Genomic DNA, 20544 nt, shown 5'->3' on the forward strand with positions numbered 1-20544 from the left:
ACCCTATTCATAATGCACCCATTTCTTCTGCATGACATTCTGGAAAATAGTTACCACAATAATAATCCCAAACAGAACCCATGAAAGAGCCGTGGCATATCCCATCTTCTGATAGTCAAAACTGTTCTTATAGATCTCTGTCACCATAACTGGAACCAGGTTGGCTGTCGGTTCTCCTGATGTCATGACCCATATCTGGTCAAACACCTGAAAAGAATTGATAATTGTAATAATTAAGGCATAAAATGTCGTGGGAGAAAGCAGGGGTAGGGTGATGCTCTTAAACTGCTGCCACTTACTTGCACAATCAATTTCTGCCGCTTCATAATAGCTCCGTGAAATTCCTTGCAGACCTCCTAAAAATATAATGGCCAAAAATCCTACATCTTTCCATACACTGGTCATAATGATAGCTGGCATTACAAATCCCGGATCTTGCAACCATGCTGGTCCGGTTCCACCAAACAATCGAATAATGGCATTAATAACACCAAACTCCGGATTCAGAAGTCCCTTCCAAATCATTGACACTGCTACCCATGAAGTAATTACTGGTAAAAAAAACAGTCCTCTATACACGGTAACTTTTTTCACCTTGGTATTAAGCAACATTGCAATTCCCAGTGACAAGATCACAACCAGCGGTAAGTATCCCACAATAAAATATAACGTGTTCTTTAGCGATAGGTAAAACCGCTCATTCTTAAAGATTTCAATATAATTATCAAATCCCACAAAATTAGGTGTTCCAAATAGATTCCAGTCTGTAAAACTAATATAAAGTGAGTACAGCATTGAACCAATTTTAAAAACTAACAGTCCAAGCAAACTAGGTAATAAAAACACCACAATAATTTTTCCTTTTGACTTATACATTACTACCTCCTGCTGGTTAACCGGTTAACTTGTGCCTAAAAAAATACACTTAATCTCTTTTCCTTGTAGTCTCACGTAACAATACTTCAAAATCCATAAAGTACTCTTTTTCTGTCTGCTCACCATGTATAATTTTTAAGATCAGTTCTCCTGCCAATTCCCCTCTTCTGGATATATTCTGTCCAATGGTTGTTAATTTAGGATACATCATCTTTGCCTGATAGGTATCATCAAATCCTACAATTGAATATTCATTAGGAATATTTTTTCCACTTGCCTGCATTTGATTCAAAATACCAAGTGCCAAAATATCGGCTGTTGCAATAATTCCAGTAATATCTGACATCCCCATAATTTCATTTGCAGCCTGTACACCATATTCATATGTAACATCACCTTCAAAAACCAACTTTGGGTCAAATGGTATATGATGTTGTTCAAGTGCACTCTTGTATCCACTCAAACGTCTCTGAAGTAAAATACTCTTATCAACTTTACCTGTTACAAGCGCAATATTTTTCTGCCCCTCTTCAACTAACAAAGTGGTTGCAACAAAGCTGGCTTCCTCATCCCGCAGATTCATTCTATAAAAGCGTCTATTGGTAGTGTATGAGTCAATCAAAAGAATCGGCATTTTTTGATTGCCCAGTGCTTTTACCATCTCTTCATTATCAATCCCAAATACTACTGCACCGTCTAAGTTCCACTTCTTCATCATGTCTTCAAAACAATTGTCACGATTGATAACACTAAGCACAATACTATATCCTGCCTGTCTTAAATAATATTCCAGCCCGGATAAGAATTCACTATAGAATGGATTGTCAAAAATCATCTTCTGTGTCACGTCCACCTGCGGTATTACCACCCCGATTAACTTAGAGCCTTTTCCAGCCAGAGACTTCGCACTTAAACTTGGAACATATTCCATCTTCTCCATCATGGCGGTAATTTTCTTGACCATTTCCGGAGATACTTTATTTAACTTTCCGTTGACAACATATGATACTGTCGCCTTTGATACATTACACGCCTCTGCAATATCTTTGATTGTGACTCTTTTCACCCTAACACCTCCTCTCTGTGGTTAACCGGTTAACTTTATGTAAATTATATACTAAGAAATGGGAGTTGTCAATAATCAATTGTAAGAATTTCACAAGATTTATTGACTGCTCTATAGCACCTAGCAAGCACTGGTTGTGTTATAACACAACCCAATTCCAGCAACTTTCATTTTAGAAACTCTGGAATATCCCAGTCCCTTATTTACTCTCAGCTATTTTTCCAAGTTATAAGATAATCAATTACTCCTTTTCTAAAATTCTCACTGTACTCAATCGAATTAGTAGCAATTTTTATATGCTCTGGATTATTTAAATCCGTTACATCGAGGGGAGAGACGATTATTCAGGAAAATTCGGAAGTGCTAACATAGATTTCATGAATAAGTTGCCTTATAGTATCGGATACATTGGCTGCGTTATTCTTATATTTTCTGCAAAGCCACCAAATTGCCCCACGAGCATATTTTAGGTGTATTTTTCCATTTGACTTCACTTTCTATTATTACAACTAGAATAGTTTTGCATAAACATTTTTTTAATTTTTCTAATTATTTTTCTTTTTTCAACGCTATAACTTGATGAGAATGAACAATTAATAATGATATTATAATCCTCTTGTGTTAATGTATCCCAACCTCTACTTCGATAAAAAATATATAATTGAGTCAAATCAATTGCTCGGGTATTAATATATTTTTTACTTTTTTCTCCACTAGTTGCTAGACGCTGTAAACGTCTCTGCTTAATTCGATCCCAGTTACCGCCCGTATCTATATAATTATATGGATCGCTATTCTTGACATCTTCCCAATAAACAACAACCCATGACCGAAGCGTTCTATCCCATGTTTCATCATAAAGAAGTTTATTTATAAAATCATTTTCAATATCAAAGTGAATTCCATGGTTAATTGACACTGTGGCCGCACTAATACGTACCAATATATTACTTTCATTTTTATACGCATATGAAATTACAGTACTGTTTTCAACTATGGTTGATGGCAATTTTCCTATAAAAAAGACCACTTGATCACGAATTAAATACCGCTTTTTAGCATCAATTTTGGTTGCTTTATTATAAATTTTCTGAGATAATCTAAAATCATCCATTAACTGATTATTATCTGCAAAAACCAAATTGTAGTACACCTCTTCTAAGTTTTCTTTTATTTGATATAACTCGTGTTCTAGACGTGATTTTAGACCCAGTTCAATAAAATCCATAACAAAATGACGAAATACATTTTTCTCAAATAAACTTATAATTTCATTCCCACCCTTTAAAAAAGCAGAAATAATATGTTTGCTCATGAAGTATTCAAGAAAGGTACTATGCCAAAATCCTGTAACAATGCATTTTCCGCTTTCGATTTCAGTGTTTAAGAAATCTTTCATAGCATTTTCATTACATATGCCAGACTCATTTTGCCTTTTTGTCAGTATTTTATCTAGTGCTATAGGGTTGTTGTATCGTCTAAATAGTGTAATTGCTACTCTTTCATGTATGGTATATACTTGTTCTGATAGTTCTGATTGATTTGGGTTATCTTCTAATTCCCGATTAAGCCATTCCTTATAAAAACGATCATACAGTAAGTATATATTTCCACCTGTAAAACTCCTATACATTGTTTTCTGATGCTCTTTAGCATCAGAGAACAAGCACAACAAAAGCGCCAGCTGGAAAGGGTTCTGAAGAAAGTCCGATATTTCAAAATTGTCTTTGCAGAATACTTCAAACTCTGAAAATGACTTTTTATTGCTCAGATATGCATAGGCATAATCCATAATTTGTTTATCCTTCCACCCACAGACTTTATAAATATGTAAAAAATCACTATCGGATAAATTGCGTTCGTAATAGCTCTCTCTACAACTAACTATTACTGTTATTTTGTTCTTTTGGCAATTAATTAAAAGTTTTTTGAATTTATCAATACCTTCTGTATTTTGCACAAAAATCTCATCTGCACCATCAATAAATAAGATAACGTGACATGATTTAGAAAAATCACCTGTTAGTAACTGCTGATATAACTGCTCAACTTCCGTAGATGCTTTCTTTTTAATAATTGAAGAAGTAACCCAAAAAAGAATTTTTCTTGATGGTCTTCTATTATATCTTTTGCTAAAGTAATACTTAAGAAACATTGATTTCCCAATGCCTGGAGGACCAGTAATCAGAATTTGATTTCCTTTACTTAGCAAATCTAAAAAGTCAAATTGACTTTCGATATCTGTATACAAATCATTATTAGCTATTTTAGTAATATAGGGGTTAATATAACATTGAGATATTATTTTTTTTACTATCAATTGAGTATGGCTATTTATTCCAACTGCACGTTGAGCCCCTATAGACTCCCTCTGTATATCAAATATTTCATTTATTTTTTTATAAGGAAGGTTCTTAGATCTTTTTGGTTTTCTCTTTGAAGTGGAAGCTTTTACATGATTCCCCCCATATAATTGTATTTCTTGTATTCTCACATGCAATTTCTTTAATAAAACCTCTACGCTTAAATGTTTCTTATCTTCTGATGGATACCAAACGGGGGTAATTCCTAAATCACCTAAATATTTAATGCGCTCACTTCTTGTTGGAATTTCTCCCGGTAACTGCATAAAAGCAAAGTGTTTGAGCTTTAATTTCCGAATTAGTTGAATTGTTCGATCACCTTCCAGACTACAGCCTAAAAACAGAAATAATTTTTTTGTAAAAATAGTCTTAAGTGTTTTAAACGTTTCTGATTCAGTATTATATGTTTTTTCGTATTGGTCTTCAAAAAGTACGAGGCTTTGTTTATCATAGATATCGCCATGGAGTTTTATAAGCGTATTTTTATTTTCATGAACCCTGTCAACCAGCATATTACTATTTGAGCCAACTATAGAAGGAGTCATAACAAAGTCTTGATCGCTATTCTTATAAACATATTCTAGTACTTTATCAAAATTTGTTGTGATTACTACATCTTTAAATAATCGAGGTAATAAGAATACTGGCATATTTAAAATAGCCTTTCCCTCTATCAATTTGGGGTCTAATTCTATATCAAGAGCCTCAAAAAAACGAGCTCGACCTAATTTTTCAAATAGGCTTGATGCTGCTCCTTCATAATCATTATTAGCTAGCAACGAATTCGTATCTTCTAATAACCCAGGAAATAGCTGATCCTCTGCTAGGGAACGCAAAAGTTGAGGCCATGATTTATATATAGGTATAGACATACCCGCACCAATGAATGGAACAACATTGTTTTTTGCACATTGTTCTGCAAGTTTATTAAACTGAATAGCATTTTGTTTTGGATCACATTCCATTATTACTTTAAAAATGTCATCCTCTGATGCAGATGGGTTATTAAAAGTTAGTAGCAAGGTTTTTCATATAATATGTATGCAGCACTAAGGCTATAATGTGAAGACGACGAACCCTAATTTGATAGAAATATGAATCGAATTGTTAGCTTGTAACACATTTCCCACTGATTACCAATCTTTTTCTACATTTCATCCCTTGATAGGCATTAAAAAGCCACAGAAATAGCGCCTATTGACACTATTTGACTCTTCAATCCAGATGTATATAGATTAATACTTCAAAAAACCAAATAAAATATAGCCAACAATGCATGGGCATATATTTTACAACAGTTTTCTCCCCCCCCCCTATTCAAATTATAGGCATGTTGGTGGACTCCATTATGTTATTTCTTTAATACGGAAGCCGAATAAAATTCCAAGGGCCTTGGCACTGAATATATGTAGGGTCTTATTACTTATATTTGTTTGAAAATTTGCTAAACCTATTTTATACAAGAATGCTTGTAAATATTGGAAATAATGATATAATTAATATCATAAATAAAGGATAATTTACAATTATACTATGTAGAGGATATAAACATGAATTTACCAATTTATTCGGAAAATGAATATTTACTAGCTGTTGATAGATTGGCTTTGCATGTCAATAATAAAGATATTTTTTCTGTTTCAAAGCAAAACGGGGGCGTTGGATTAACGATATCTAAGGACCTAAGCAAAAAAATGTATCGCCAATCATATTACAAAAAATGTCTTTTTAAAGATGCGAATTTAATGAATATTGGATTTGCAGGCTCCAAATTTATTGATACAAAATTTGAAGATTGTATTTTCTCTAATGGTAATTTACATTCATGCACTTTTAAAGATGTAGTATTCACAAGTAGTAGTAATAAAACAAATAATTTGGATAATGCAGGCTTTCATAAAAGCACTTTTACAAATTGTACTTTTGAGAATTTGTTTATATATTCAAGCGGCTTTACTGAGACGATTTTCTTCAGAGTTAAATTTATCAATTGCACTATTCGACTTTGTTCTTTAGAAAATGCCCAATTTGCTGATTGTACATTTATTAATGTAAATATGTCAACATTAAACATAGAGTACGTTGATTTTGAAAACATTAAAGCGCAAGATTGTATATTTCCATTTCATACGATTTGCTCTGCATATGGTTTATTAAGTCAATTGACAGAATTCGGTAATAATAAAATTTTTTCTGCTTATTCTGAAACACTTAGTATTCAAGAATATAAAAAATTACTACCTGATTTCCAAAAATATTACTGCAAAAACGAAAAGTACTTTCCTTTAACCAATATTTATATCGCTACGAATGAACTTGATTTGGCATATGAGTCAATTATGGCAGGCATTATAAGAACTATTCAAGTAAGAGATTTCCGAAGTTTGAAATATTTTTGTAAATTGGTCTATTTGAATAATATATTTTCTGTAAAGCAAAGGCGTTTTCTTTATGAAAATATTAACAAATGGATTTCAACAGAACAGTTTAGCCTAGCAGAATACCATGACTATCAACTTTCGGCTAGTATGATACGTGATTTACTTTTAAATGAGGATTCAAAGAAACCAACTCTAATTTTTTATTTGGAAACAAATATAAATCCTTATGAAATGGAGAAGCAAGTAGCCTTTCTAACGTAAGCGTTTAATTTCGGGGTGTGCCCAGAACTTTCCGGAACCCGATTGATAGGATTCCGGTATGCTAACATTTTACTCTGTCTTATTACTGCATTTTTCCTGGACGTTTTCATTCCAGGGAGCCAACTTTGCCAGCTCGTTATCCGACATATCCTTGCTTGGACGATGCTCCAGCAGGTATTTCAGATATTCATATAGATTTAGTTTGTAAGCCTTTGCCATCTCAACGATTGTGAGATACAGTGCATTGGCGGTCGCTCCATCCGGTGTGTCAGAAAAAAGCCAGTTCTTTCGGCCAACAGTTAACGGGCGAATGCTATTTTCGCTTAAGTTGTTACTTAAACTGCAGCGACCATCTTCCAGGTAGGTCATCAGCAACTCTTCACGGTTCTTGATATAGGTAATGGCCTTCTTCAACTTGCCATTGCTTCCTGGATTAACCTGCTTTAGCCACGCCAGAAAACCCTCAATGACCGGTTTCTGATCTTTGAGGCGGCGGTTATAAATCTGTTTGAAACTTAAGCCTTTTTCCTTATAGGAACGCTCGTATTCAAACAGCTTATTGCAATAAAAAACTCCCTGGACTGCGGGATTGCTGTAATCCTTTTCATGTCCTTTGGGAATTGCCTCCAACAGATATCTGCGGATATGGGCATAACAGCAACAACGCTTAGTTTCTTTTACCTTGTTATAGCCCTGATAGCCATCCGTCATCAGATAGAAACCTGGTTTCATTCCTTTTAGGAATTGCTTGGCATTTTCTCCTGCTCTGGTAGGAGTGTAATTGTAGAGGACGATGGGATTTAATCCATCCTCTCCGGTACGGACCAGCCAGAAATAGGATTTTGACTGAGCCCTTCGCCCTTCTTCCTTAAGTACCTGAATGGGCGTTTCATCCATCATTAAGAATCTTCGTTTCAGAAGTTCCCGATGGAAGTAATCATACATGGGCTGCATGTATTCCTGACCTGCTGTTAGGATCCAGTGAACCATGGAAGTTCTGCCTATGGGTGCAGACTGCTGCTGGAAGTCCTGCTCCTGTCTGTACAACGGAATGTATAATCCGTATTTTCGATAAAGTATATATGCAAGCAATGACCCGGAAACATAGCTTCCGGGAATCAGTGCAGGAGTGCCGTTATCTTTAATGAACTGAGACTCTTCCGTATCCTTACATTCAGGACAGGTATAGGTGGTAGCGATATACTCAATTCGTTCCAGTTTGGGCGGAATATAGACTATCTCGCTTCGGATAACTTCGGTACCGATGGCTAACATTTCACTGCCACAAAGAGGACAGATCTTATCTTCATCGGATAGAGTATCTGCCAGAACCTGTCTGGTGGGGATATCCTTGAACTGTTCCTCCAGGGTAGGTTTCTTCTTTCGGGATTTCTTGGACTGCTCCACAACTTCGGGCTCGATGAGTTCCACCGGTTTTTCTTCTCCCGGAAGATTTTCAAAAAGACTCATCTGACCAGTCACCTCATCCATGCGACGCTCGCTGGAGGAACCAAACATTTTTTGACGAAGCCATGCAAGTTCAGCTTTAAGGTTATCATTTTCAGACTGCTGTCTGGTAATGGTATCATTCAGCACTTTGATTGTCATATTCAGTTGTGAGATCATATCTTTAAGTTCTGAAAGCTGGATATCTTTGCTGCTCCCTGTCATGCTTTTACTCCTTCATCTGATGGTTTTATTATACCACAAAAGGAGCGAAAAATCCAGTAAAATCAAGGGTTCCAGGCAGTCTGGAGAGCTTTCGGCTGTTCAATATCCAGGCCTGACATCAGCCAGTCGAACTGTTTCCAGGTAATGGATCTTACCTCGGATTTGTTTCTGGGCCAGCGGTATCTACCCTGGACAACATCCAGTTTTTTATAGAGCAGAACATATCCGTCCGGCTCACGTAATAGAACCTTGATACGGTCACAGCGTTTCCCGCAAAACATGTAGAGGGAACTGCCATTGGGTTCTTCCTTTAACTGATCTACAACAATGGCACATAGACCATCTATGGATTTACGCATATCGGTATAGCCGGTTACGATGTAGATGTTTGTTGCGAGCGAAATATCACCAAGCATTGTTTATCCCTCCAATACGTTTCAAGGTGCTTTGAATCAGATGTTCATCGGCACCATTAAAGATCCGGAGTGTGATATTTCCTATCAAAAGTTCTGCAGCAACTGCCGGAACTGTTCTTGGAGTTGGCAAGCTAACATTTTGCTCTATCAGTTGGCTGGAAGCTGGCTTAGGTTTTGGAATCAAATCTACCTTTACAACCTCCTGAATATTTGGTGATGCGTTCGACTTAGCTTCTGATTCAGGAAAGGTATATCCACTTTTGCGGAGCTTACTTACCCAGTTGTAGAAGTTACCGGGATGAACCCCATTCTTCACACACCACTGGTAATCGGAGAACCCGCTCCTGCGGCACTCCATGATCAGTTTGATCTGATCAGCTTTACAAACACGGTTACTCATAATGATTGTACTCCTTCAAAATAAAGTGAAATGCTCGCTTCCAGTACAACAGGTGCGGTGAAATGTTAGCATTTCCTAGCAATCATTATAAAGATAAATTCGGGGTAAGAAAATCTACCCCGAAATTAAACGCTTACGAAATAAAAACATTTGTAGAAGATAAAATCGCCCCTTTTGTCGCAGTTGTATGTGCCAACCCTATATACAGAAATGAATATTGAAAAACCGTTTGACATAATGCAATTATAATAATTTTCATTACTGATTTTACTTTTAGTTCTTTTCTGGTATTTTTTTTTAGAAAACACTGTTCTGACTTAAAACAATTTCCTCCTATAGTTATAATCCCTGAAACAGTAAAAACATAACCTGCAAACAGAATCTGTCCATATACATCCCTGCTAGAAATTTTAGCTATACTATACCCCAGTTTTATAACAGAGAATAGGCTTGCCCATAAAAAATTGCTAATCAATGCAGCAATCCAAAAGAACTTTTTACTATTTATAATTTTTGTTATCATCATAGGTTTCCGAATTCTACCATTTTAAGAAATTCAGTTACATTTTCATTTTTGCTATGATGAAAGATCTCATCACAACTTCCCTGAACTTCAATAACACCATTGTATAAAAAAGCAACTCTCGTTGCAAAATGACTTATTGCGTTTAATTGATGTGTTACTATTAGCATTGTTTGCCCTTCTTGAGCTAATTCATTTATAGTTTGAAAAACTTCATGTGCAAGTTCCGGATCCAAAGATGATGTAGGTTCGTCAAATGCGAGAATTTCAGGATCCATTGCAAGCGCCCGAGCAATTGCAACACGTTGTTTTTGTCCTCCAGATAACGTTAAAGGATATTGGCACGCCGCTTCTTCTAATCTTACTTTTTTTAATAAATCATGCGCTTTTTGTTGAGCATCATTCCTATCTAATTTCTTAGTAATCATTAATGGTTTAATAATATTTTCTTCGACTGTATAATGCGGAAATAGATTGAAATTTTGAAAAACCATACCAATTGTTCCAACAACTTCATGCTTATTCACAATTTTCTTATCTTTTATAAAAAGTTCTCCTGATTGATAATCCTCAAGACCTGCAATACATCTTATTAAAGTACTTTTTCCTGACCCGCTTGATCCAACAATTGCAACAACATCCCCTTTATTAACACTTAAATTTACACCCCGTAAAACTTCTTTTGAATCAAATGATTTTACTAAATCTTTTACTTGAATTACTGCTGCCATGTTGAAGCCCTTCTTTCTAACCATTTTGCAAAAAAAGTACAGGAGTATGTAAGAAGAAAGTAAAGAACTCCTAACAGTATATATATCTCAAACGGATGATATGTTTTTGCATAAACTTGATTTCCTAATTTTGTTAATTCAATGACCGGCAAAACTGATACTATTGATGTTTCTTTAATTATGGAAGAAAAACCATTCATAAACGATGGTATGGCTATTCTCATTGCTTGTGGCAAAACCACATGGATATTTGTTTGCATTGGTGTAAATCCTAACATATGTGCTGCTTCATACTGCCCTTTATCTACAGCTAAAATCGATGCTCGCACATTTTCTGATAAATATGATCCGCTATTTAATCCCATTGTAATAATTGCAGCCAATATTGGTTCTAATCTCATTCCTAAACTCGGTAGTCCATAATACACAAAAAACAATTGAACTAATAGAGGGGTTCCTCGAAACACCTCTACATAAATGCCTAAAACAATTTCAATTATTTTAGGCATTTTTTTACTTCTGCAGGTTCCCACAATAATCGAAATAAAAGTGCCTAGTACAAAACCAGCCACTCCTATTTCAATCGTTATTTTCAATGCTGCAGGAAGTAATGAAGCATACGGTATTATAACTGAAAAATCTAATTTACGCATTACTACACTCCACTTCCAAATAAATTATTCAAACTATGAAAACCATTTTCCCACTATTTCATCGTATTGTCCACTATCCTTCAATTCATCCAACGCTTTGTTAAAAGCATCAGTAAATGCTTTCTTTCCATTTCCGATAACACCAGCAACATTGATGGTATTAATCGGTTCTTTTACGATAAAAATTTCATCTCCATCAGAAACCTTTTCATTTGCCCATGTACCCTCAACTACTTGCGCATCTATGTTACCGTTTTGAAGATCGGCAAATGCTTCAGAATGTCTATTATAAGGAGCTGATGTCACGTGAATACCTTCTTCTTCCAAACTTTGAACTGCATATTCAGAAGTACTTCCTGAATGACTACCAACTTTTTTTCCTTCTAAATCTTCTTTTGATTTAATACTAGTATCTTTTGTCAAGATAACTTCATCAACCGCATAATAATTTTCTGTTACGCATAATATTTGATCTGCCCCGTCAGCTTCTTCTGGAGACATACCAGACATAATAATATCAAAATCTCCGTTTTCTAATCCTGCAATCAAGCCTTCATATGGTGTATTTACAAATTCTAATTTGACTCCCAATTTTTCTCCAATCGCATTTGCAAGATCCACATCAAACCCTTCAATATCGCCACTTTCATTAATAGATTCAAATGGTGGATATTCCGGACACATTCCAACCTTCATTATCCCTGCCTCTTGTAAATCAACTAATGAAGTGTCCTCTTTAGATTCTGACTCTTTACTGCTCCCTCCACATGCTGTAAGTGCACATGCTAACATTGCTACTCCTAGTGTTACTGCTAAAACTTTCTTTTTCATTTCATTTTCTCCCTTGTTTTTTTATGTAATATTTACATCATTTGTAATATACTAAGATAAGATGACATATCCGTTTCCTCAATTCCATAAAACGGTACATCAAGCGAATGTTTTCTTAGTAGCAAAGATAATTCCTCAATCATAATTCCATTTCCTTCTTTTATTTCCACCGAATCTATCTTTTCTTGGTAATTATTAACTTCGTTTAATTCGCCACTCCATTTCCCTTTTGAAGTATAATTTACTCCACATGTAGGACTGTAATCCGCACCAATTACAGCTCTAATTTCATATCCATGATTTGAGTAGTCTACAACTTGTTCTACAATTGGATTTAATAATTCTTTACACTTATTTCTATAGGATAAAAAATCACATTGCTCATAAACAACTCCCCATCTTTGAGAACCATACATCGCCATTTCAATACACGGAAGTTGGATAATTCCATATCCCTTTTCTACTAATTTACCAATTAAACTGGATCCCCCAGCCTCATTTGCTATTCCAATTACCTTTGCATTCACATTTAGCAAACAATGTGCAACAAGAATCATTTTCTTTTCTCTTTTCATATTCCACCTCTCATAATTCGGACTTTTTTATGATAGCATTCTGCTATGCAATTGTAAAATTCATATTTTCTATATATATATTTCTTTTTTCTATGCATCTTATATACGTTATTCTGGTCTCCTGTTTGTGGATATTCTTGTTTTGTTATCACAGTTTTGCGGTTACTTTTTGAATTAATATAACTCGAACGCTTTATTTTGATATGCCCCTTATACGATAGACTGGGCTTGTCAACATTTTTCAGACACAAAGTTAAGTTGATTTTATGAATTCCCTCGCTCAAATTGTACAGAAGAAACATAGGCCAGTGCAGTTTGGGTGACGATGTTTTGCCCATCTTTGAAGTAATAAATATAAAGTATTATTAACATAGGAAAAAGCATAGCTTGCTACCGTGTGTTTATGATAGTTTGTCCATCCTCGGATTACCCCAAATGGATAGGGTAACATTATAGAAATATATTAGGCGACTTCTTGTCGCACTTGGCTGCCCCTATCAGAATGTAGGATGGTTCCTTCCAGCTTATAACGACGTGTGACCCCATGAAGGGTATCAATGCAGAGTTTCTGGATAATTGTCAGCGAATTGTTCATATGCAACCTCCTTCTTTTTTCTTTATAGTAAGACAGAAAAAAGATCCTCAAATGTATGAGCATCTTTTTAATGATTATTTGACTTTATCTCTTAAAATATGATATATGATGAATGAACGTAAAAAAACCGCTATTGCTTACGCAATAACGGTCTTTATCATTTGCTATATCTGTTTTCCAACCGAACCCTTTTGCAATTGCTGTTAAATTGGAACTGCCTGTCCGCAAACGCCCTATTTATAAGGCCTAATCCTGAACGTATGGCATCAAAGCGATATGACGTGATCTCTTAATTGCTACTGTGAGAGCTCTCTGATGCTTAGCACAGTTTCCTGTAATTCTTCTAGGAAGAATCTTACCTCTCTCTGAGATGTATTTTTTCAGCTTTACTACGTCTTTATAATCAATTTCATTATTCTCTTTTCCACAGAATACGCACACTTTTTTTCTTCTGCGTGCCGGGCCTCTTTTCTTGAAGCCGCCTTCTGGTCTACTGCCTTTTTCGTAAGCCATTTCTTTTACCTCCTATATGATATGATGGTATCTGTTCAGAACCATGAACAGATACGCCGCAAGCCCATGAAAATCGCCTTTGGCGATGGGGCTTGCTATTGCATGTTCAATGTTTTCACAGGTCCCGTGAGTAAATGCACAGACCTGTACTGAACAGTTATATATGATGGTACAATCAGTGTTCTAATTAAATGGTAACTCCTCATCAATTCCATCCGGGATGTTCATGAATCCGTCACCTGCATCAACACTTGGTGAAGGGCTTGGCGCTGCCTGCTGGAAAGAGCCTCTATTTGCTTCGCTCTCGCCTCTGCTTTCAGCAAACTCCTGTTCCTCAACAATTACTTCTGTCGTGTATACTTTTGCGCCTTCTTTATTTGTGTAGCTTCCGGTCTGAATACGGCCTGAAACAGAAACGCGCATGCCCTGGCGGAAATACTTCTCCGCGAACTCTGCTGAACGGCCAAACACAACACACGGAATAAAATCCGCTGTAGGTTCATTGTCCCTCTTAAACCTGCGGTCCACAGCTACTGTATATCTCGCAACAGCAGTTGCACTGTCACCTTGTGAATATCTAACTTCAGGGTCTCTTGTCAGACGTCCTACCAAAACCACTTTATTCATATATACCTCTTTCTCTATGCTTCCTGTCTAACGCATAAATATCTGAGTACGTTGTCCATGATGCGGATACGTTGTTCAACTTCTCCGGGGACATTGCTTTCAGATTCGAAGTGGATGAAGTAGTAATATCCTTCTTTCATCTTCTGAATTTCGTAAGCAAATCTTCTCTTACCCCATTCATCGACATCTGTCACATTGCCGCCGAAACGTGCGATTAAACCTTTCACCTTTTCAACAACTTCTGTTCTAGCGTCATCTTCGATTTTTGCACTGACAACAACAGCTAATTCATACTTGTTCATGTCTTTTGCACCTCCTTATGGTCTCTGGCTCCCGCATTGTGCGGGAACAAGGAAAATTAAATATCCGAGGACATAAAAATCCTACGGGTACGTCACGATTAATTATGATACCATAAGAACACGCTTGTATCAAGCCTTTTTTCGAATTTCTTTTGTGTTTTTTTCCACTAATTTGCGCGGAACCATAATCTGATGTCCGCATCCTTCGCATTTCAGCCGGAAATCAGCACCAACTCTCAAAACTTCCCATTCACGGCTGCCGCAAGGATGTGGTTTCTTCATACGGATAATATCTCCAATATCAAATCTGTCTGCCATAATCATCCTCCTCATCTTCTTATAGTAATCTGAATATTCTGAAAACGGACTGCACCCCAAGGGTACCGTCCTTGTTAAGCAACCTCACTACGGTTGCTAACCAACGACATGCAAAAGGGTCAGTCCCCTATGAGTACACCTTGGAGTAAGAATCTGTCATCTTCGTTTACATTTGTACAGGTAGACAGACTTACAATCTTAGACCTGACTCCCACTGCCGCGTCGGTCTGATAATTAGAAGATCTTTTACACAATTCTAAGTAATCAACATAATCCTGCTCTGTGGGATATGCAATCTTGTAATTATTAGTCTGATCATTTACAACTCCCGCTGAAAAAACCTGGTATGTAAACTTATCTCCTTTTGGTGTATATATGTAGAAATACGGATGCTCCTTATAAAACTCTTCACTTGCATATTCATTCAATTGAGAGAACATCTCTCCTCCCATCTGCAGGTTGTGCCCGTAGATGAATGTGTTGCGGTCGACAAATTCCGGGTTGTTACGCATGTCCATAAAAATTGCACCTAATTTATTATCGCTGGCAGAAAATGTTTTTGTAAGGTACTCTTCATTGTCTGCACTTTTCACGATAGGATAACTGATAACAGATGGTGCGTCAAATCTAATCCACCCCACTGTGTCAGGGTTTTCTTTCATCAATGCATCAAAGTCTACCCGAAATCCATCCTCTTCACCTTTATCATCAACTGTAATTGCCAGTTTTTTTACTTTATCATACTCTTTTCCACCAGAGTAATACGGCACCAGTGCCATAATAAGCTGATACACTGAAATAACAAGCACACAAACTGCAACGATCAGTACCACTGTGGACATAACCTCTCCAAAGAGTCCGTTCTTCTTTTGCTTCTTTTTCCTGCTCATTATATATTCCTCCCTTTCACCCTGAGTATTATACCATATCTTATTGAACATTAGTAGTTCAATAAGATATACTTCTTGCACAGGGTCTGGGAATAGTGTAGTATAAAATTATATATATTTGTGAGTGAGTAAGTAAGGGGGATATACTTTTTATGGATGAGATTGCAATTCTGATTCCATGCTACAACGAAGGTAAAACAATTGTTAAGGTAGTGAACGACTGGAAGCAGGCACTGCCCGGGGCAGCGATTTATGTCTACGATAATAATTCATCAGACCAGACTGCAGCATTGGCTAAGGAGGCAGGTGCAATCGTCCGCCACGAATACCAACAGGGCAAGGGAAATGTAATCCGCCGCATGTTCAGAGAGGTTGATGCAACGGCTTATCTGATGGTTGACGGGGATGATACTTATCCTGCCGAATTTGGAAAAGAAATGATTGAAAAGATTTTGAACCGCCATGCTGACATGGTGGTTGGTGACAGGCTTTCCTCCACATATTTTACAGAAAACAAACGCCCCTTCCATAACTTTGGCAATTCTATAGTACGTAAATCCATTAATAAGTTATTTAAAAATAATATTAAGGATATTATGACCGGATACCGGGCATTCAGCTATAATTTTGTCAAGACTTTTCCTGTATTGTCCAAGGGCTTTGAGATAGAGACAGAAATGAGTATACATGCAGTAGATAAAAATATGCAGGTGGAGAATGTTATCATTAATTATAGGGACAGACCGGAAGGCAGTGAATCTAAATTAAACACTTATACAGATGGGATGAAGGTTTTAAAGACGATTATCCGGCTTTACCGCAGCTATAAGCCTCTGGGCTTCTTTTCTGTTTTCGCCCTTTTTCTCACAATTGTGAGTACCATTTTCCTAATTCCCGTAATTACTACTTACGCACAGACCAGGATGGTCCCGAACTTTCCAACTTTGATTGTTTGCGGTTTTGTCTATCTGGCTGCAATGATATCCCTTTTTACCGGGCTTATTTTATCTTCTATTGTCCACCAGGACAGACAGAATTTTGAAATCCGGCTGGTTGCATGCCAGCACCGCTATGAACAAATCAAGAAGGACGAGAATCCGTCCGCTAAAAATGAAGACCTTCTTGAACATTAATAGTTTAATAAATATAGACTCCGAATAAGACAGAAGGATGCTCTGAAACCATTATCTTGCGCAAGGAACGTACACAGGGGGAATGAAACGATGAAATCAGACTTCGATTATTTCGTTGAAATAATGCCAACAGATATGTACTCTGGAACGAAGGCAACTATTTATCAAAATATTGCCATCTTTGAGCCAAAACAATATGTTATAGGAAAGGTGTTCTGTGTTGATGATTACCACTTTATTCTGTTCTTCGAAAAGTCGCCTGTTATAAGAGTCAAGGATGTTGATTACCGTTTAGAAAAGGGTGATTTGCTTGTAGTTCAGCCCTGGGATAAACTCACCACCATTTCCTGCGGTGAATATGGACAATGTAAATATATTCACATTGCAGTAAAAAGAAACTTTTTCCAAAAAATTTCTACCGAAATAGCAGCCGGAGAGGTATTTACGTTTCAGCGCTTCCAGGGGCGTTACAGTCATCACTTACTGGACTTAATTGGTGACTTTAAACTGGAGCTGAAGAATTACGGCAATTCCTGCCCTCAAATGCTTCTTAGCATTTCTACTCAGATCGTGTTTCAGCTCATCCGGGATTTAGGGGGAACTCACACAAAAACCAATGAAAAGATGAACAAGGATAACCCCTGCATCCAGGAAGCCATCCGGTTAATGCAGGAATGTTATGCGACCAACATCAGCATTATTGATATCTGCAATCTCATCTATTTAAGCCCCAATCATTTTAACCGAATGTTTAAAGAGCATACAGGACGCACACCCCACCAGTACTTAATCGATATCCGATTGGAAAAGGCGAAGGAACTGTTGAGAACAAAAGATTTTTCCATTGAAGATACTGCCAGATTATGCGGCTTTATAAACGCAGGACATTTTGCAGTGACCTTTAAGCGTAGTACACAGCTATCACCATCAGAGTACAGAAAAATCCATTCCCAAAAATAAAATAATGTTTTGTTTGATACTGTTTGCCAATCCGGTAAACAGTATTTTTTATGCCGCTCCCCCAAAAAGTACTTTTTGAAAAATGAATGATATTTTTAAAAAGCAAAATGCTTTTGTAATGTGGTAATTTAATAAAAATGTTTATTTAAACCTAGAACAAGTCTGTATTCACACAAGTAACACTGCGAATTGCAAATACTCCTTTAGGGAGGAGGTTAGATGAAATATGGATGATATATCCGGCGGATTTGGTGCTTTAAGGTAAAGCGCAGCTGCCATAAGCCACAGGAACAAATAATAATTGAGGAGGACAGGAATGAAGAAAGGGAAATTATTGTCTTTGGCATTGTCTTTGCTGTTATTGATTGGGCTATGTCCAACAACAGCTTTTGCAGCCGAAGCAGGGGAGAAACTATGGGTAAATGGCGTTGATGTTATCACCGCACCGGGTAACACTGTACCCTGCGGCGGAGGTACAGCTTCTTACAATGCAGAGACCCAAACACTTTTATTGGACAATGCTACAATTGATACCAGCCATAACGGCAACGGAATTGCTGCCGGAGAATACTTTAATGATAAAGAACTTACGATTGAGCTAAATGGTACAAATGTAATCGCTCCGGCTGCCGGACAAGGTATTCATATGGGAATCTATATTTTCGGAAAACTTAAGATTTTAGGAGCCGGCAGTATGGAGATTACTACCGGACCATCAGGCATCACTGAATACACAAATGGAATCTATGCCTTTAGCGGCTGCACCATCAGCGGGGTAGGAATTTCTTTAACAGATACGTCAGAACCTGCTACAGGTAAAGGTAATTCCGGTATTGATGTAAATTCTGTAGGCTCCTCTTTTATGTGCAATGGAGCATCTATCAACATTTCCGGATATGAAGTGGGTATCAACGAACCTACCGGACATGTTAACATCATAAACAGTAACATTTCCATAACAAATGCCAATCGAGGAATAAACGGCGGTGTCGACATTGATGATTTTAAAATTCAAAACAGTACAGTCGATTGCACTACATCCGGCGATAACGGAGTTTCTGTAGCAAACGGGTGTGATATTCTGATTGATAATTCCAGGCTGACCCTGACAAGCGGTTCTGCAAATGCTATTTACTCTGCTGCTTCACTAAAAATCGAAAATGGGTCTGAAATCAATGCAACTGGGGGATGGACTGCTTTATATGGCGAAACCTCCGTCAGCATTAGCAACAGTATAGTAGATGCGGTAAGCACCAATGATATCGGTATTTTCTCCAGGAACTCTATTCAACTGACCGGCGGTCAAATACATGCAAAAGGTGGTACTGGTTTCGCTGCAATTGCAGCAAGAGTTGTAAAAGGCGCAGATGAAACAGCCGAGTCTAAAATTGTACTTACCAGTCTTTTTGAGAAAGATGGCGGAAAAAGTGTTTTCTCCGACTGGTTTGCCCATAGCAGCGGCCAGACCAGAAGCTGGACTTCCTTTGTTGCTAAAGATACGGCTGCTATTGAAGTAAACACAAATGGCGGCTTAGCCAATGCTTTAAACGAAGTCTGGCTGGCCGAAGATCCTTGCTTCTTTGGTCACGATTACAGTACGGAATTCACAATAGACACCCAGCCTGCCTGCACAACAGACGGCTCCAAATCCATGCACTGCTTACGCTGTGGAGACAAAACCGATATAACCGTTATTCCAGCTGCCGGACATACTGAAAGTGACTGGATTATTGATAAGCAGGCAACTTTCACGGAAGAAGGGGCCCGCCATACAGAATGTACTGTCTGCAAGGCCATCTTGAAAACTGAAGCAATTGCAAAGTTTCCTTCCCAGAAAACATTTGTGCATACTGATACAGGAATCAGTATGGAATACGAGGATGGTTCTGTATTTGACGCTCAAGCGGAACTGGTTGTGACACCCCAATCAAAGGACGAAATGAGCAAACTGAACGGCACAATTGATAAGGCTGCCAAAGGACTTACACTAGCCGGACTTTATGATATACAATTACTAAAAAACGGCGTTGCAATTCAGCCTGACGGAAAAGTAAGAATAAGCATTCCTTTAACCGATGCAATGAAAGCAATGACGGATTTAAAGGTAGTTTACATCAATGATGACGGTAATGTAACCATTATCCCCAGTCAAATTGTTGATGGAAAAATTATATTTACAACCGACCATTTCAGCTATTATGGCATAATCGGAAAAGCAGCGGCTACCCCGGAACCTAAGCCGGAGCCCAAGCCAGAACCTGAAAAGAAGACCCCCACTAAGACTACGGATGGGAAAACAAAAGCCAGCGCTGTTAAATCCAAGACCCCTCCGACGGGAGACGCACTTCGAGTCCTCCCACTGGTCATCTTAATTTTTGCCTCTTCCATAATAATTCTTAAAAAGCGCAAACTAATTAGTAAATAAAAATATTTTAACATGCAGAATCACCACCCGCCAA

General features: G+C 37.3%; 21 protein-coding genes. 4 read left to right on the plus strand and 17 right to left on the minus strand.

The genetic code is table 11. The features are described 5' to 3' along the window. Positions 1-3: 3 nt before the first annotated feature. The 3 genes from A8805_RS08995 to A8805_RS09005 form a co-directional block, all read right to left on the minus strand. Positions 4-876: a carbohydrate ABC transporter permease gene (locus A8805_RS08995; RefSeq protein WP_109710242.1), complete on the minus strand. Its 873-nt coding sequence runs from the start codon at positions 874-876 to the stop codon at positions 4-6. A gap of 49 nt (positions 877-925) precedes the next feature. Then, positions 926-1942, minus strand: coding sequence for a LacI family DNA-binding transcriptional regulator (locus A8805_RS09000; protein ID WP_109710245.1), 1017 nt, complete (start codon positions 1940-1942; stop codon positions 926-928). 490 nt (positions 1943-2432) lie between these two features. Beyond that, on the minus strand, positions 2433-5270 hold the full coding sequence (locus A8805_RS09005; RefSeq protein WP_109710247.1) for an SIR2 family protein: 2838 nt from the start codon (positions 5268-5270) through the stop codon (positions 2433-2435). A 585-nt stretch (positions 5271-5855) separates the two neighbouring features. Between A8805_RS09005 and A8805_RS09010 the strand changes: the two genes are divergently transcribed. Further along, positions 5856-6947: a pentapeptide repeat-containing protein gene (locus A8805_RS09010; protein ID WP_109710249.1), complete on the plus strand. Its 1092-nt coding sequence runs from the start codon at positions 5856-5858 to the stop codon at positions 6945-6947. Positions 6948-7016: 69 nt separating this feature from the next. Here the strand turns inward: A8805_RS09010 and tnpC are convergent, their stop codons facing one another. From tnpC to srtB, 14 genes are all read right to left on the minus strand, one after another. Continuing rightward, on the minus strand, positions 7017-8618 hold the full coding sequence (gene tnpC, locus A8805_RS09015; RefSeq protein ID WP_109710252.1) for an IS66 family transposase: 1602 nt from the start codon (positions 8616-8618) through the stop codon (positions 7017-7019). Between the two features lie 62 nt (positions 8619-8680). Beyond that, positions 8681-9034, minus strand: coding sequence for an IS66 family insertion sequence element accessory protein TnpB (tnpB, locus tag A8805_RS09020; RefSeq protein WP_109710254.1), 354 nt, complete (start codon positions 9032-9034; stop codon positions 8681-8683). After that, entirely contained in the window at positions 9024-9434 is a 411-nt protein-coding gene (gene tnpA / locus A8805_RS09025) for an IS66 family insertion sequence element accessory protein TnpA (protein WP_109710256.1), read from the minus strand. Before tnpA ends, tnpB begins: the two co-directional genes overlap by 11 nt. A 133-nt stretch (positions 9435-9567) precedes the next feature. Further along, positions 9568-9960: an EamA family transporter gene (locus A8805_RS09030; protein ID WP_109710258.1), complete on the minus strand. Its 393-nt coding sequence runs from the start codon at positions 9958-9960 to the stop codon at positions 9568-9570. Then, a complete protein-coding gene (locus A8805_RS09035) occupies positions 9957-10688 on the minus strand; it encodes an amino acid ABC transporter ATP-binding protein (protein ID WP_109710260.1) in 732 nt (243 codons plus the stop codon). Before A8805_RS09035 ends, A8805_RS09030 begins: the two co-directional genes overlap by 4 nt. Then, a complete protein-coding gene (locus A8805_RS09040; RefSeq protein ID WP_109710263.1) occupies positions 10676-11341 on the minus strand; it encodes an amino acid ABC transporter permease in 666 nt (221 codons plus the stop codon). Before A8805_RS09040 ends, A8805_RS09035 begins: the two co-directional genes overlap by 13 nt. Before the next feature lie 33 nt (positions 11342-11374). Further along, positions 11375-12172, minus strand: coding sequence for a transporter substrate-binding domain-containing protein (locus A8805_RS09045; RefSeq protein ID WP_109710265.1), 798 nt, complete (start codon positions 12170-12172; stop codon positions 11375-11377). Positions 12173-12204: 32 nt separating this feature from the next. Beyond that, a complete protein-coding gene (locus A8805_RS09050; protein ID WP_109710267.1) occupies positions 12205-12747 on the minus strand; it encodes a CD3072 family TudS-related putative desulfidase in 543 nt (180 codons plus the stop codon). A 280-nt stretch (positions 12748-13027) separates the two neighbouring features. Next, positions 13028-13198 carry a group II intron maturase-specific domain-containing protein gene (locus A8805_RS22960; RefSeq protein WP_278321233.1) on the minus strand — a complete coding sequence of 57 codons (171 nt, stop codon included), beginning with the start codon at positions 13196-13198 and terminating at the stop codon, positions 13028-13030. A gap of 390 nt (positions 13199-13588) precedes the next feature. Then, positions 13589-13855, minus strand: coding sequence for a 30S ribosomal protein S18 (rpsR, locus tag A8805_RS09060; protein ID WP_109710270.1), 267 nt, complete (start codon positions 13853-13855; stop codon positions 13589-13591). Positions 13856-14038: 183 nt separating this feature from the next. Next, positions 14039-14482, minus strand: a complete 444-nt coding sequence (locus A8805_RS09065; RefSeq protein WP_109710272.1) for a single-stranded DNA-binding protein — start codon at positions 14480-14482, stop codon at positions 14039-14041. Positions 14483-14496: 14 nt separating this feature from the next. Beyond that, positions 14497-14784 (minus strand): 30S ribosomal protein S6, encoded by a 288-nt coding sequence (gene rpsF, locus A8805_RS09070; protein WP_109710275.1) that lies wholly within the window; start codon positions 14782-14784, stop codon positions 14497-14499. A 129-nt stretch (positions 14785-14913) separates the two neighbouring features. Next, positions 14914-15102 carry a DUF951 domain-containing protein gene (locus tag A8805_RS09075; protein WP_109710277.1) on the minus strand — a complete coding sequence of 63 codons (189 nt, stop codon included), beginning with the start codon at positions 15100-15102 and terminating at the stop codon, positions 14914-14916. A gap of 119 nt (positions 15103-15221) precedes the next feature. Then, positions 15222-15992: a class B sortase gene (gene srtB / locus A8805_RS09080; RefSeq protein ID WP_109710279.1), complete on the minus strand. Its 771-nt coding sequence runs from the start codon at positions 15990-15992 to the stop codon at positions 15222-15224. Positions 15993-16144: 152 nt separating this feature from the next. Here srtB and A8805_RS09085 point away from each other — a divergent pair, with 152 nt between their 5' ends. The 3 genes from A8805_RS09085 (at position 16145) to A8805_RS09095 (ending at position 20510) form a co-directional block, all read left to right on the plus strand. Continuing rightward, complete coding sequence (locus A8805_RS09085; RefSeq protein ID WP_109710281.1) at positions 16145-17125, plus strand: glycosyltransferase family 2 protein; 981 nt, start codon at positions 16145-16147, stop codon at positions 17123-17125. Between the two features lie 90 nt (positions 17126-17215). Continuing rightward, a complete protein-coding gene (locus A8805_RS09090; protein ID WP_109710283.1) occupies positions 17216-18085 on the plus strand; it encodes a helix-turn-helix domain-containing protein in 870 nt (289 codons plus the stop codon). A gap of 316 nt (positions 18086-18401) precedes the next feature. Continuing rightward, positions 18402-20510, plus strand: coding sequence for a hypothetical protein (locus A8805_RS09095; protein WP_109710285.1), 2109 nt, complete (start codon positions 18402-18404; stop codon positions 20508-20510). The last annotated feature ends 34 nt before the right edge of the window (positions 20511-20544 follow it).

This window comes from Faecalicatena contorta (genome assembly GCF_003149105.1).
Taxonomy (GTDB): Bacteria; Bacillota; Clostridia; order Lachnospirales; family Lachnospiraceae; genus Muricomes; species Muricomes contortus_C.

Coding starts and splice junctions, on each gene's coding strand:
- A8805_RS09065 (WP_109710272.1), bottom strand. CDS start 14,482: ATGAATAAAGTGGTTTTGGTAGGACGTCTGACAAGAGACCCTGAAGTT.
- tnpC (WP_109710252.1), bottom strand. CDS start 8,618: ATGACAGGGAGCAGCAAAGATATCCAGCTTTCAGAACTTAAAGATATG.
- A8805_RS09085 (WP_109710281.1), top strand. CDS start 16,145: ATGGATGAGATTGCAATTCTGATTCCATGCTACAACGAAGGTAAAACA.
- A8805_RS09090 (WP_109710283.1), top strand. CDS start 17,216: ATGAAATCAGACTTCGATTATTTCGTTGAAATAATGCCAACAGATATG.
- A8805_RS09010 (WP_109710249.1), top strand. CDS start 5,856: ATGAATTTACCAATTTATTCGGAAAATGAATATTTACTAGCTGTTGAT.
- A8805_RS09005 (WP_109710247.1), bottom strand. CDS start 5,270: ATGGAATGTGATCCAAAACAAAATGCTATTCAGTTTAATAAACTTGCA.
- A8805_RS09045 (WP_109710265.1), bottom strand. CDS start 12,172: ATGAAAAAGAAAGTTTTAGCAGTAACACTAGGAGTAGCAATGTTAGCA.
- rpsF (WP_109710275.1), bottom strand. CDS start 14,784: ATGAACAAGTATGAATTAGCTGTTGTTGTCAGTGCAAAAATCGAAGAT.
- A8805_RS08995 (WP_109710242.1), bottom strand. CDS start 876: ATGTATAAGTCAAAAGGAAAAATTATTGTGGTGTTTTTATTACCTAGT.
- A8805_RS09075 (WP_109710277.1), bottom strand. CDS start 15,102: ATGGCAGACAGATTTGATATTGGAGATATTATCCGTATGAAGAAACCA.
- A8805_RS09035 (WP_109710260.1), bottom strand. CDS start 10,688: ATGGCAGCAGTAATTCAAGTAAAAGATTTAGTAAAATCATTTGATTCA.
- tnpB (WP_109710254.1), bottom strand. CDS start 9,034: ATGCTTGGTGATATTTCGCTCGCAACAAACATCTACATCGTAACCGGC.
- A8805_RS09050 (WP_109710267.1), bottom strand. CDS start 12,747: ATGAAAAGAGAAAAGAAAATGATTCTTGTTGCACATTGTTTGCTAAAT.
- A8805_RS09030 (WP_109710258.1), bottom strand. CDS start 9,960: ATGATGATAACAAAAATTATAAATAGTAAAAAGTTCTTTTGGATTGCT.
- tnpA (WP_109710256.1), bottom strand. CDS start 9,434: ATGAGTAACCGTGTTTGTAAAGCTGATCAGATCAAACTGATCATGGAG.
- A8805_RS09040 (WP_109710263.1), bottom strand. CDS start 11,341: ATGCGTAAATTAGATTTTTCAGTTATAATACCGTATGCTTCATTACTT.
- srtB (WP_109710279.1), bottom strand. CDS start 15,992: ATGAGCAGGAAAAAGAAGCAAAAGAAGAACGGACTCTTTGGAGAGGTT.
- A8805_RS22960 (WP_278321233.1), bottom strand. CDS start 13,198: ATGTTACCCTATCCATTTGGGGTAATCCGAGGATGGACAAACTATCAT.
- rpsR (WP_109710270.1), bottom strand. CDS start 13,855: ATGGCTTACGAAAAAGGCAGTAGACCAGAAGGCGGCTTCAAGAAAAGA.
- A8805_RS09095 (WP_109710285.1), top strand. CDS start 18,402: ATGAAGAAAGGGAAATTATTGTCTTTGGCATTGTCTTTGCTGTTATTG.